The sequence below is a fragment of the Terrabacter sp. LjRoot27 genome (genome assembly GCF_964254175.1).
GTDB lineage: Bacteria > Actinomycetota > Actinomycetes > Actinomycetales > Dermatophilaceae > Terrabacter.
Genome location: NZ_CAXUSS020000001.1, coordinates 190,735 through 203,153 on the forward strand (window position 1 = coordinate 190,735; position 12,419 = coordinate 203,153).

Annotated in this window: 13 protein-coding genes; 4 read left to right on the forward strand and 9 right to left on the reverse strand. The window is 71.0% G+C overall.

Going from position 1 to position 12,419, the window contains the following annotated elements; all coding sequences use genetic code 11:
• Positions 1 to 8: 8 nt before the first annotated feature.
• Both ACSQ2D_RS00795 and ACSQ2D_RS00800 read right to left on the reverse strand, forming a co-directional pair.
• A complete protein-coding gene (locus ACSQ2D_RS00795; protein WP_435984116.1) occupies positions 9 to 1,109 on the reverse strand; it encodes a DNA glycosylase AlkZ-like family protein in 1,101 nt (366 codons plus the stop codon).
• Between the two features lie 72 nt (positions 1,110 to 1,181).
• Positions 1,182 to 1,622, reverse strand: coding sequence for a hypothetical protein (locus ACSQ2D_RS00800; RefSeq protein WP_435984117.1), 441 nt, complete (start codon positions 1,620 to 1,622; stop codon positions 1,182 to 1,184).
• A gap of 133 nt (positions 1,623 to 1,755) precedes the next feature.
• Between ACSQ2D_RS00800 and ACSQ2D_RS00805 the strand changes: the two genes are divergently transcribed.
• Entirely contained in the window at positions 1,756 to 1,959 is a 204-nt protein-coding gene (locus ACSQ2D_RS00805) for a hypothetical protein (protein ID WP_435984118.1), read from the forward strand.
• A 20-nt stretch (positions 1,960 to 1,979) separates the two neighbouring features.
• Here ACSQ2D_RS00805 and ACSQ2D_RS00810 read toward each other — a convergent pair whose 3' ends face one another.
• The gene (locus tag ACSQ2D_RS00810; RefSeq protein WP_435984119.1) at positions 1,980 to 2,426 is read right to left on the reverse strand and encodes a DUF4440 domain-containing protein; all 447 of its coding nucleotides are present in this window, start codon (positions 2,424 to 2,426) and stop codon (positions 1,980 to 1,982) included.
• A gap of 72 nt (positions 2,427 to 2,498) precedes the next feature.
• A complete protein-coding gene (locus ACSQ2D_RS00815) occupies positions 2,499 to 3,131 on the reverse strand; it encodes a dihydrofolate reductase family protein (protein ID WP_435984120.1) in 633 nt (210 codons plus the stop codon).
• Between the two features lie 223 nt (positions 3,132 to 3,354).
• On the opposite strand from ACSQ2D_RS00815, the gene ACSQ2D_RS00820 reads away from it, so the two are divergent.
• The gene (locus tag ACSQ2D_RS00820; RefSeq protein WP_435984121.1) at positions 3,355 to 3,729 is read left to right on the forward strand and encodes a YciI family protein; all 375 of its coding nucleotides are present in this window, start codon (positions 3,355 to 3,357) and stop codon (positions 3,727 to 3,729) included.
• Positions 3,730 to 3,838: 109 nt separating this feature from the next.
• Here ACSQ2D_RS00820 and ACSQ2D_RS00825 read toward each other — a convergent pair whose 3' ends face one another.
• A complete protein-coding gene (locus ACSQ2D_RS00825; RefSeq protein WP_435984122.1) occupies positions 3,839 to 4,225 on the reverse strand; it encodes a hypothetical protein in 387 nt (128 codons plus the stop codon).
• A 474-nt stretch (positions 4,226 to 4,699) separates the two neighbouring features.
• Between ACSQ2D_RS00825 and ACSQ2D_RS00830 the strand changes: the two genes are divergently transcribed.
• Together ACSQ2D_RS00830 and ACSQ2D_RS00835 are read left to right on the forward strand one after the other, a co-directional pair.
• A complete protein-coding gene (locus ACSQ2D_RS00830; protein WP_435984123.1) occupies positions 4,700 to 7,513 on the forward strand; it encodes a CHAT domain-containing WD40 repeat protein in 2,814 nt (937 codons plus the stop codon).
• A gap of 31 nt (positions 7,514 to 7,544) precedes the next feature.
• Positions 7,545 to 7,943 carry a CU044_2847 family protein gene (locus ACSQ2D_RS00835; protein WP_435984124.1) on the forward strand — a complete coding sequence of 133 codons (399 nt, stop codon included), beginning with the start codon at positions 7,545 to 7,547 and terminating at the stop codon, positions 7,941 to 7,943.
• A gap of 154 nt (positions 7,944 to 8,097) precedes the next feature.
• On the opposite strand, the gene ACSQ2D_RS00840 is transcribed toward ACSQ2D_RS00835, so the two are convergent.
• From ACSQ2D_RS00840 to ACSQ2D_RS00855, 4 genes are read right to left on the reverse strand one after another with little or no spacing between them, the layout of a single operon-like run.
• On the reverse strand, positions 8,098 to 9,237 hold the full coding sequence (locus tag ACSQ2D_RS00840; RefSeq protein ID WP_435984125.1) for a VWA domain-containing protein: 1,140 nt from the start codon (positions 9,235 to 9,237) through the stop codon (positions 8,098 to 8,100).
• A gap of 1 nt (position 9,238) precedes the next feature.
• Positions 9,239 to 10,231, reverse strand: coding sequence for a VWA domain-containing protein (locus ACSQ2D_RS00845; RefSeq protein ID WP_435984126.1), 993 nt, complete (start codon positions 10,229 to 10,231; stop codon positions 9,239 to 9,241).
• Positions 10,232 to 10,255: 24 nt separating this feature from the next.
• Positions 10,256 to 11,269, reverse strand: coding sequence for a DUF58 domain-containing protein (locus ACSQ2D_RS00850; protein WP_435984127.1), 1,014 nt, complete (start codon positions 11,267 to 11,269; stop codon positions 10,256 to 10,258).
• A complete protein-coding gene (locus tag ACSQ2D_RS00855) occupies positions 11,248 to 12,384 on the reverse strand; it encodes an AAA family ATPase (protein ID WP_435984128.1) in 1,137 nt (378 codons plus the stop codon). The genes ACSQ2D_RS00850 and ACSQ2D_RS00855 overlap by 22 nt, the downstream gene beginning before the upstream one ends.
• Positions 12,385 to 12,419: the final 35 nt, after the last annotated feature.

Sequence of the window (12,419 nt, forward strand, 5' to 3'; positions counted from 1 at the left end):
GGTCGGGTCTAGGGAGCGGCCGGGCCGCTGAGGGTGAGGCCGAGCCACGCGGCGAGGTCGGCGACCTCGCGGTCGACGGCGGTCCGGATGGCCTTGGTGAACCGGACGTCCTCGTGGATCGCGTTGACGACGAGCGTGCCGGACTTGCGGTCGGCCTGGGCGTCGAGCTTCCCGACGAGCCGGTCGTGGTGGAGGATCGGCAGCGCGAAGTAGCCCCAGCGGCGTTGGTCCTTCGGCTTGTACATCTCGAGGATGTACTCGAAGCCCCAGAGCTGCTCGGCGCGGACGCGGTCGTGGACGAGCCGGTCGAACGGGCTGAGAAACGCCGTGCGCCCCGTGAAGGTCTCCGGGACGTCGAGGTATGCCGGGTCGACGCGCCACGTGCCGGGCACCCCCTCGACCTCGGCGGGCTCACCGGCGTCGCCGACGTAGTTGCCCTCGCCGGGCATGACGGTGCCCGTGGCGCGGGCGATGCCGAGGGAGGCGAGACGACGCTCGTTGCGGTGGGCGATGGCCTCGTCGAGGCTGAGCGCGGGCAGGTCGGGCGGGTAGACGCGCTCGGGGAGGTCGAAGTAGCGCTGGCGGCCCTTGCGGCCGGCGATGGCGACCTCGCCCCGGAGGGCGAGGACCTCGAGCATCTTGGTGATGTTGCGGTTGTTGGTCCAGCCGGTCGAGGGCCACGGGACGACGCTCGTGTCGGGGATGTCGCGCGACAGCAGCGGGCCGTCGGCCTCGAGCGTGGCGAGGATGTCGCGGCGGAAGGAGTCGTTGGCCTCGAGCCAGGTGGCCATGAAGGGGTAGGGCTCGGCCTCGCGCACCTCCGCGATCACGGCCGGGATGTCCGTGGGGCTGCGGACGTAGGCGACGGTCTCGACGAGGGTGCGGTCGTGCTCGATGGCCCTCGTCAGGTCGGCGGGGTCGTAGCTGCGGCCGAGCCGGCTCCACAGGACGAGGTCGGCGCTCGGGGCGATGGCCGCCGTGGGGTCGATCTGCAGGAAGGTCAGGCGCTCGACGGTCCGGACGAGGTCGGTCGGGCGCGGCGTGTCGAGCAGCTGCGCGTGCACCGCGATGCGACGTGCCTGGTCGACTGTGAGCTGGTGGACCGCCATGCCGCAGACGCTAGCCGAGCGCGGGGACACGGCGGCCGAAGCGCGGCCAGGCATTGCGGGCAGCGCTGGTGCTCACGTGGTGGGTGAGCTCGCCGACCAGCCGGTGAGGTCGACGACCCGCAGGACGAGGACGCGCTCGAAGGGCCGGTCGCGGTCGCGGTACTGCGGGTAGCGGTCCACGAGCAGCGCGGCGAGCCCGGCCTCGCGCTCGGGCAGCGGCTCAGCCACCCACTCGAGGGAGGCCCGAACCCACCAGAGCCTCGACCAGTCGTCTCGGTCCCACTGCTCGACGAGCAGCGTTGCGCGCGAGTCGGACTCGAGGTTGTGCTGCCGCTGCAGACGCGACGACGACTTCGGCTTGACGCGGTCGACGGGCATCCCGACGAAGCCGTCATCATCGACCGCGAAGACGCACGGCACCGCGTCGACCCCGCGCGTCGCGTGGACGGTGCAGAGGACGCCGTGGTCGCGGGCGACGAGCCGGCGCAGCGCCTCGTCGCGGGCGAGTCTCATCGAGCACCTCCAGCCGTCCACCGAGGAGTCGGGGTCGTGGCCACCCAGCGTAGGTGGCCAGAGGCGACGCGGACGTCGCTCACGGCATACGCCGTCGCCGGGGACCGGCTGCGGAGGCCACTACTGTGGCGGCATGGCTGGTCAGGTGCAGGCGCCCTTCTGGGCCAAGGTCATCGCGACGTTCACCGGGTGCGCGTCGATCGGGGCGCTCGCCGGTCTCATGGGCGGCGCGCTCACGAACGACGTCGGCCGCGGGCTCGTCGTCGGCATCGTCGCCGGCCTGCTCGTCGCGCTGGCGCTCGTCGTGCTCAAGCCCGACCGCATCCGCGGCGAGTAGCGCCCGGCGGTCGGCTCGCCTCAGTCGGGCAGGCTCAGGCCGTCGCGCTCGTCGTCCCACGCGGCGGCGCTGATGCGCCACCCGTCGGCCGTGCGGACGAGCTGGATCGTCTTCATCCCGCGCCCGGTGAACGCCTCGCCCTCCTGCGTGCCCGCCTTGGCGTAGCTGCCGAACCAGTGGGCGATGTCGCCGAAGACCTCGACGCGTCCCGCGACCGGCCACTCGCGGAAGTCGGTGAGCGAGCCGTCGGTGAGCAACGCCTCGCGCGGCGCGATGAACTCCTCGACGCCCATGACCGCCGGCTCCAGGCCGCACGTCCGCACGATGAGCGCCTGGGGGAGCAGCAGCCCGCGCAGCAGGTCCATCCGCTCGGCGCAGCCCGGCCCCGACACGAACGCCCCGAAGAACGCGTCGACCATCCCCTCGATGGTGGCCCGGTCGGTCTCGTCCGTCGCGTCGGTCGTCACGGCCCACACGCTAGCCGCGGCACCCCGACCGATGGCGTATGCCGTGTGCCCGGGTCCGCGTGGAACGTGACCTCACGAGGCCTTGCGCGTGAAGGTGAAGTGGGTGACGCCGGTGGGGGAGGCGACGGTCTCGACGTCGAACGCGTCCTCGACGCCCTCGAGCCCGTCCCAGAGGCGGACCCCGCGGCCGAGCACGATGGGGACCTGGACGAGGTGCATGTGGTCGACGAGCCCGGCGGCGAGGAAGTCGCGCACGACGGTGGCGCCGCCGCCGATCCGCACGTCCTGACCGTCGGCCGCCGCCTGGGCCTTCTCGAGGGCCTCGAGCGGGGAGGCCTCGAGGAAGTGGAAGACGTTGCCGCCCTCCATCTCGATGGACGGGCGCGTGTGGTGGGTGAGGACGAAGACCGGGGTGTGGAAGGGCGGGTTGGGTCCCCACCAGCCCTTCCAGTCCGGGTCGTCGTGCCAGCCGGGCGGGCCGAACTTGTTGGCGCCCATGATCTCGGCGCCGATGCCGGGACCGTGCCGCTCGGCGTAGGCGTGGTCGACCCCGTCGGTGCCGTTCGGGTCCCAGTACTGGGTGCGCATCATCCACCGGTGCAGCTTCTGGCCCGCGTGGCCGAAGGGGGCCTCGAGCGACTGCGGCTCGCCCGTGGCGAAACCGTCGAGGGAGATCGAGAAGTTGTGGATCCGGGTGCGTGACATCGGTGTCCTCCGTGGTGGTCCGGGGCGCCCGCCGGTCGTCGCCGACGAGGTGCTCGGCGGACCGTGCCGACTCTAGTGCCGGGCGATGACACCGTCGGCGAGGAGGGAGCGGCATCCTCTCCATGGGCCTGCGAAGAATTCTCGAGATGCGTGTCGAGGACCTGTCCGGCCGGTCGACGTACGAGTACGAAGGACACCACAGCAACCAGGAGGAGAGATCGACATGCCGCGTTTCATGGGATTCGTCAGGATGGCCGAGGGGATCGGCACGCCGCCCCAGGCGCTGTTCGACGCGATGGACGTCCACATCGGCGAGCGGGCCGCCGCAGGAGTGTTCCTCGACGGCGGGGGCCTCTACGGGACGGAGGACGCCGTCAACTTCGTCGTCAGCCAGGGCGAGATCACCCAGCACGACGGACCGTACGCCGAGTCCAAGGAGGTCATCGGCGGGTGGTCGATCATGCAGTACGACACCGTCGAGGAGGCCGTGGCCGACCAGCGGAAGTTCGCCGAGCTGCACGCCGAGCACTGGCCCGAGGTCACGGTGATCTCGACCTTGCGCCAGATCTCCGACGGTCCGGACGCGCCCGGCGACTGACGCCGAGCCGCACGTCGTCGCCACGACGTGGCAGGTCGGTCCGGCCTGCCACGTCGTGCGTCAGTCGAGTCGCGCGCTCGCCGCGCGAGGGGCGCAGGCCTGCGGCGCGTCAGTCGAAGGCCGGGCGCAGCTCCTCGCGGAGCTCCATGACGTTGCGCGGGGTCACCTTCCAACGCGCCTCGTCGGTCTCCTCGAAGGTGATGTCGTACTTGCGGTTCGTCCGGTCGAACTGCACGAGGACCTTGCGCGGCAGCACCTCGCCGGGCTGGTAGTAGCTGTCGGTGTAGGCCTTCACGGCCGGCCGGACGGCCCAGGGGTCCGACGCCACGGCCGTTATCACGCCGTCGGGCGAATAGAGGTAGCCGTGCGCTCCGTTGAACTCGCCGTCGGGGAACTCCAGGATCATCGCCAGTGACTCCCAGCCGCCATCGATGCTGGGGCCCTCCAGCGTGTCGATGAGTGCGCGGATGAGATCGGCTGTGACGTTGCCTGCCATGAGGTTCCTCCCGAGTCTGGTGACCGCGCCCTCGTCCGTGCCGGGGTCGATCTGGCCACCAGTGTGCCAGCAGCACCATTTCGTGCCGACGGCCGCGCATCCACCTTGGGCAGCCCGTCCGGCCGCGGGCCTTGGGAGCGGGTCGAGTCAGCCCGTTGGCCTGGTCCTCCTGGGTCCGGGCCACCTCGTCGTGGCAGCACAGCCATCGTCGTATGCCGTGGGGCCGTCACTTCACCGCCGCAACGAGGCGATCTGGCGGGCTCGACCCGCCGTCCGGCTGTCCGGACCTGCGGACCGCAAGCGTGATCACTGAACTGCGTGCTTCTGCTGATGTGCACAGCGCCGGATCCAGTTTCTCCCACTCCCCACCAGTTTGCGTACGGGCGCCTACCCTGAAATATCGGGCCCTGCCCTCAGCGCGGGTCACCCCGATGTTCTTGCCCGTGTGCTGAAGCCGCGGGCGTGAGGGGAATGGTGGCCAGCGAGATCGAGCTCGAGATCTCTCCCGGAGATGACCAAGGGGAGTTTGCCGTCCGCGTGTTGCGAGCGGCTTCTGGCGGTGAGCCCCGAGAGGTGATGCGCCTGGATGTAGGCCACCTGCTCGCAGGAAGGGACGCGCTGGAGAACGCGGTTCTTCTGTCGACCGTCTCAGCCCGCAGATTGGTGCCGGTAGAGGAGGAGCAGCTCCGGGACGTGGGTCAACGACTGTTTGATGCGTTGTTCCAAGGCACCATCAACGGCGCCTACCGGGCCAGCATGATGGTGGCCCAGCGCAATGGAGAACGTCTGCGGATCGTGTTGCGTCTCAATGCGCCCGGGCTCGCCGCGCTGCCCTGGGAGGCGATGTGGGACCCCGAGGTCGAGTCGTACACGTGCATGCGCGAGCCGCTGGTGCGGCACGTGCCCGCGCCGTACACGTTGGACCCTCTCGAGGTCGTCGCCCCTTTACGCATCCTCGGGCTGACGGCGTCCCCGCGCGGTCTGCCCGAGCTCGATGTCGAAGCGGAGCAGGAGCACCTCTCAACCGCGCTCGCCAGACCCATCGAGGACGGCCTCATTGAGATCCAGTGGCTCCGGCAGGCCACGTGGGACCGGGTTCACGATCTGCTCCTGTCCGGGCAGTGGCACGTCGTGCACTTCGTCGGGCACGGAGACTACGACGTCGAAGCCGAACAGGGAGTCATCGCCCTCGTAGGGCCCGACGGGCGCAAGGATCTTGTGGATGCGGAGCGCCTGGCCACCCTGCTCGGCGAAGCCGAGCCGACCCCGAGACTGGTCGTGCTCAACTCGTGCTCGTCAGGCGAGGCCGGAAGCCAGGACCTGTTCTCAGGTACAGCTGCGGCTTTGGTTCGCAGCGGAATCAGCGCCGTCGCTGCGATGCAGTTCACCATCAGCGACGACGCTGCGCTCAGGTTCGCCAGGGGCTTCTACACGGCCTTGGCGCACGGCCGCGATATCGCGTCTGCGATACGAGCGGGTCGGATCGAGATCCTGGGTGCGCCGCGGAGCCTGGAGTGGGTGACTCCCGTGTTGTACCTCCGCGGAGACAACGCACGGCTCTTCGATCTTCGCCGTCCGGCGAATCACCCGTTGTCCGGGTCTACGTTGGCGCCCCCATCGGCGGGGCGCCCCGAGGCCATTGCACGCGCGGCCTCGGCGATCCCAGCAGCGCAGCTGCACGCGATCTACCTTTCGGCTCGTGCCGAACTTCGAGCACAACACTTCTCGAACGCGGTGTCACTCTTTGACGAGGTGCTCACCCTCGAGTCGGGCTACAGAAATGCCGCCGACCTGAGGGCTGACGCCGCCAGGCACCTCGCGCTGGAGGAGGCATACCAGCGCGCGGCTGAAGCGGAGAGGGCCATGGACTGGCTTGCTGCGGCCCAAGGCTATGGCGAGGTCATCGCTTCCGAGCCCGGCTATCGCGACGCCGCGATCCGGGCGGCGGCGTGCCAGAAGGCCCAGGAGGTCAACGACCTCAGGGATGAACTCCGCTACCACTCGGAGGCCGGCAACTGGCAGGCCGTGATCGAGGTCGACGATGAGCTCGCGGTCCTGGACCCGGGGGCCGTGGACCCCGACGGCCTGACATCTCGCGCACGACGCGAAATGGCAGACGTGAGCCTGCACACGGACCCGCAGGCGGTACGTCGTGGTCCAAGCCTCGACGCGGAGTCCACGCAAGTCAACGCCCTGCGCGCACGCCTGCTGGGGGACCTGCTGATCCTCGAAGCGCGACGAACGCTCGACGAGTCCGCTGGTGTGCACGTCACCCCACCACCCACATCGGGCACCGTGCGCGAGGGCGTGGCACGGGCGGCGGGGACCGGAGGCAGCACAGGCGCCGCCCCCGCTGTCGACGCTGAGGTGGCTCCCGCTCAACCCACAGGGATCGCCTACGCGCTCGTGAACGTTCACGCCTTCGGCTGGAGCCCCGACGGGGCAACGATCGCAATCGCCAGTGACGCGTCGAAGCTTCACGTCTACGACCGTGACCTGAAGTGGGTCTCTTCCTTCAGGGCGGGGGGCTGGACGAGATCGGTGTACTCCTGCGCCTTCAGCCCGGATGGGACGCAGGTCGCTGCCGGAAGCAATCTCCCCTCGGTGCGGGTCTGGGGCGTGGCGGACGGGACGCTGCGGCAGGAGTTCGAGGCCCAGGCCCCGGTCCTCGGGGTCTGCTTCAGCCGCGGCGGGGACTTCGTGGCTTCGGTGGCCCAAGACGGGGTCGTCAGGGTCTGGGCCCTGGCTTCCGGCGAGCAGGTTCTCGAGATGGACCACACGGGTCCCGTGTCGTGCGCCTCGTTCAGCCGTGACATGACGCTGCTGGCGACCGGCAGCGCGAGGGGCCTCGTTCGGATCTGGGACGTCGGGACGGGAGAGCCTGTCGCGGCACCTCATCGTGATCTGGCAAACGCCTACGCCGTCAGGCCCATCACCTCGGTCGCCCTCTCCGGGGGTGTGAGCGCCTTCAGCCGAACCGCGTTCAGCCTCGCCGTCGCCGACACGTCGAACGTTGTCCACGTGTGGGATGTCCGCAGCGGGGAACGACTGCTGTCCGTCCACCAGTCGGAGCCGATCTGCTCGGTGGCGTTGAGTCACGACGGACAGCTGCTCGCCACGGGCGGGGCACATGGCCAGATCGGACTCTGGAACGTCCCCAGCGGAACCGCTCACATGAGGTGCACCAGTGATGGCGGAGACGTGATGGCCTTGGCGTTCGACCCACATGACATGGTGCTCGCCACGGGCGCCGGTCTGTTCACCCGGCTCTGGCGCACTCTGCGATGACGAGTAGCGCGATGACGAGTACTGCGAGCGCGTGCACACCGGTCTCTACGTCAAGGAGCAGGGAATGGGCCAGCTAGTGGAATTTGCGGCTGCCGATGGCGAGGTCGTCCTGGTCGAGGTCAGCTCGGACCTCACCCGGCGGCCGGTCACGAGGGGGCTGGGTGGTGGCGTCGACGTCGTCGAACGGGCCAACGTGTCCTTCGAGGAAGCGGTGGGACGTGTCCAGCCCGCCGTCGAAGGCGTCGTCGCCCGGTTGCGTGCGTTGCCAGAGGCTCCGGATGAAGTGCATGTCGAGTTCGGGCTGAACCTGCATGCCGAGGCTGGAGCCTTCATCGCCTCGGCGAGCACCACCGCCAACTTCACCGTGGCCTTGACGTGGCGACTCACTCAGAAGCCGAAGGAAGCGCATCACGCAGACAGCCCCGAATGATGTCGACTCCGCCCTCAACCACCAGATCTCGATGGCCGGGACCCCGCGGGGCCCGGTGGACAGGCGCGGGACGGCAACGGGCGCTCACTCGCGGGCCTTGGGGTACGCAATGAGTCGCGGACCAAAGGAGTCCGGATGAGCGGTGGTGGCGCTCCTAGTTCGTGGTGCGGCGACGACCGACTGCCAGGCCTCCCAAGAGCAGGGCTGCGGCGAGGAGGCCGGCGGCGGCGCTGAGGTCGACGTCCTGCTCGCTGACCGTCACGTGCTTGGGCAGGTCGGCCAGCACCTTGGTCAGACCGTCGGCGTCGGTCGCGGCGAAGTACTCGCCGCCCGTCGTCTGCGCGACACCCTTCAACGCCGCCTCGTCGACGACGAGGAAGTTCCGTCCGCCCAGCGACCCGCCGCCTGCACCACCGAAGTCCCGCGTCCGAGGTTGGAAGCCGCCGTACTGGTCGCGCGTGCACGCCATCTGCGTCGGGTTCGTCGTGCCGAAGCCGATCGGATAGACCCGCACCCCGCGTGCTGCCGCCTGCTCCGCGGCCTGGGCCGGGGTCACACCGCGCGTGTTCGCCCCGTCCGTCAGCAGCACGATGATCTCCGGGGCGACGTCCACGGCCGCCCCGCCGCCGGCTCCACCCGGGCCGCCACCGACTCCGCCCGACCCACCCGAAGGCGTCGGCGCGGGAGTCGGGTCGGCCAGACCCGGCCCGTCCGTCGACGGCTCGTCGACCGCGTCCGCCGGCGCCACGTTCGGGTCCAGCTCGGCGATCCCGTCGATCGACCGCAGGATCGCCGCACCGATCGCCGTCCCGCGCCCCGTCGTCACCGCGTCGATGGACGACAGCAGCTCGTCCCGGTCAGCCGTGGGCGCCACCGCCAGCTGGGCGAACCCGGAGAAGACGACGAGCCCGACCTTCGTCTCGTCGTCCTGCCCCTCGACGAACGTCCGCACCGCCGCCTGCGCCGCGCTCAGCCGGTTGGGAGCCACGTCCGTTGCGCACATCGACCCCGACACGTCCAGGGCCAGGATGATGGTCGAGCTCGACGTCGGCACCTCGGCCCGCACCGTCGGGCGGGCACTCGCGAGCCCCAGCAGCCCGAGTGCGCCGAGCACCAACGCGATGGGCACGTGCCGCTTCCACGATGCCGAGCCGGCCCCGGCAGCCCGCAGCAGCGCCACGTTCGAGTAGCGCACCGCCTGCCGCCGCCGACGCCGCAGCTGCCAGACGTAGACCCCGAGCAGCACCGGCACGAAGAGCAGCGTCACGAGCAGCAGCGGCACCCCGAACGACACGTCAGATCACCCGCCCGTGGCGCAGCACCGACACCGTCGCCCCACCGAGCAGCAGCAGCCCGGCGAAGGCCGCGACCCACGACGTCACCTCGTGCGGCACCGTCCGCGTCGTCCACTGCAGCTCGATGGCGTCATACACGGCAGCCAACGTCGCGGCGTCGGACGCCCGTCGGTACGTCCCGCCCGTCGTCTCCGCCACGGCCTGCAGCGACGACTCGTCGAGCGCCGTCGCGATGCTGAAACCGTCGACCGTGATCGTCGTCCCCGTCGGCGTCCCGAGCCCGATCGGCTCGATCCGCACCCCCGCCGCGGACGCGAGCTCGGCCGCGCCGGAAGGCCCGTCGTCCGTCGTGTCCTCGCCGTCGGTGAGCAGCACGATCGCCGTCCCGCCGTGGTAGCCGATCGGCGTCTCCTCGTCCGTCCCCTTCTCCGCGTCGCCGGGCGCCTTGACCGGCTTGCCGACGATCGCGCTCAGCCCGCCGAGGATCCCGTCGCTCAGCGAGGTGTCGCCGGCCGGCTTGAGCCGCGCCACCGCCGCGAGCACCGCGGTCCGGTCCAGGGTCGGGCGCTGCGTCACGAGTCCCGTCCCGCCGAACGCCACGACCGCGATCCGCACCGACGCCGGCTGCTTCTCGACGAACGTCCGTGCCGCCGCCTTCGCCGCCTCGAGCCGCGAGGGCTTCACGTCCGTCGCGGCCATGCTGTTCGACACGTCGAACGCGAGCACGACGGTGCCCTCCCGGTGCGGCTCCGCCACCGACGCCACCGGCCGCGTCAGCGACAGCACCATGACCGACAGCGCCGCGATGAGCAGCGCCGGCCCCAGGTGCCGCCACCGCGACCGCGTCGGCGCGGGCATGACGAGCCCGTCCGCCGCCAGCGCCGCCCGCCGCTCCTCCTGCGCCCGCAGCACCCGCCGGTAGCCGGCCACGAGCAGCGGCACAACGAGCAGCCCCGCCAGCGCCCACGGCCACGTCAGCGACAGCTCGCTCATCGCCGCCACCTCATCGCAGCCACCTCATCGCCGTCGCCTCCGCCGCAGCTCGGAGATCCGCAGCAGCGACCGCACGAGGTCGTCGTCCGTCCGCACCGGGTAGAGGTCGACGCCGGCCTTGCGAGCCCGCGCCTCGAGGTCCGCCTGACGCGACTCCGCCGCCGCCGCGAGCCGGGCCCGGAACGCGACGTCGCTCGTGTCGACGAAGATCTGCTCGCCCGTCTCCACGTCCTCGACGTAGACCCCGCCCGCGTCGGGCAGCTCGCTCTCGCGTGGGTCGACGACCTGGATCGCGACGACCTCGTGCCGTCGCGCGAGCCGCGACAGCGGCGCCTCCCACCCGTCCGCCGAGATGAAGTCCGACACGACGAGCAGCAGCGAGCGCCTCCGCGCGATGCCGTATGCCGCCGCGAGCAGCACCCCGAGGTCCGTGACCGTCCCCGAGGGGGCTGGGACTCCGGCCCGTGTCCGACGACCCAGCGCACGGCGTACCCCAGGAAGGAGGCGCGACGTGCCTCGCTCCCGGTTTGTGGCCTCTCGACGGTTGAGGTCCTCGAGGGTGCGGGCCTCGCGGCGGTCGAGGAGGGTCTTGGCGATCCGCAGCACCTGGTTGCGGCCCGACGCCGGCGGGATGACGAGGTCGACCCCGGTGTCCATGACGACCGCCCCGACCCGGCTCCCGCCACGGGTCAGCACGTGCGCGAGCGTCGTCGCCACCTCGGCGAGCACGAGGTCCTTCTGCCGGTCGACCGGCCCGAAGCCCATCGACGCCGAGTGGTCGAGCAGCAGCCACGCCGTCAGCTCGCGGTCCTCGACGAACTCGCGCACGTAGGGCTCGTCGAGCCGCGCCGTGACGTTCCACTCGATGTGGCGCAGGTCGTCGCCCGGCACGTACTCGCGCAGGTCGGTGAAGTCGAGCCCGGCACCGCGGAAGAGGGTCCGGTAGTCGCCCTGGAGTCGCCCGTCGAGCCGCCGCACCACCCTCCACTCGAGGCGCCGCAGCAGGCTCTCGGCGCTCAGCGTGGTGGTCGCGCCCATGTCGCGTCACCGCCACCGGCGAAGCCCGGCCCGCCGGCCCCGCCATCGTCACCGGCAGGGTCCGCCCCGAAAGCGCCTGCCACAGAGGCCGATCCGCCCGCTCGCTCGCGAAGCGGCGCCGTCGGCACCGGCACCGCCGCGAGGATCGGCGTCAGCAGGTCGTCGGGCGAGAGGTCCTCGGCCAGCGCCTCGTAGGACAGCACGATCCGATGCCGCAGCACGTCCCGCGCGAGGTCGCGCACGTCATCGGGCAGGGCGTGGTCCCGGCCCCGGAGGAACGCCAGCGCCCGTGCCGCCAGGACGAGGTTGATCGAGGCCCGCGGGCTCGCGCCGTACGTCAGCAAGCGCGCCAGGTCGTCCCGGCCCACGCCCGCCGGCTCGCGGGTCGCGGTGGCCAGCCGGACGGCATACTCGATGACCGCGGGGTCGACGTAGACGGCGTCCGCCTCGCGCTGGAAGCCCCGCAGCATGTCCGGGTCGAGCACCCTGACGGTCGCCACCGCCGCCGAGATCTGACGCTCGACGACGACGAACTCCTCGGCGGCAGAGGGATATCCGATGAGGACCTTGAGCATGAAGCGGTCGACCTGCGCCTCGGGCAGCGCGTACGTCCCCTCCGACTCGATGGGGTTCTGCGTCGCCATGACGAGGAAGGGGTCCGGCGCCGGGTAGGTCTCGCGCCCGATCGTCACCTGCCGCTCCTGCATGACCTCGAGCAGCGCGCTCTGCACCTTCGCCGGCGCCCGGTTGATCTCGTCGGCGAGCACGAGGTTGGCGAAGACCGGCCCGAGCGAGACCTGGAACTCGCCGTCCTTCTGGTTGTAGATCCGCGTCCCGACGAGGTCGGCCGGCACGAGGTCGGGCGTGAACTGGATGCGCTGGAAGTCGCCGCCGATGGCCTGCGCGAGCGTCTTGATCGCCATCGTCTTGGCCAGCCCCGGCACGCCCTCGACGAGCAGGTGGCCCCGCGCGAGGAGCGCGACGAGCATCCGCTCGACGAGCACGTCCTGCCCGACGATCGTCCGCTTCACCTCGTAGAGCGCCTGCTCGAGCGCGTGCCGAGCGTGCTGACCGGTGGGTCCCTGTCCGTCCATGCCGTCCTCCTGCTCGTTCACGCCTGCTCGTTCACGCCTGCTCGTTCACGCCTGCT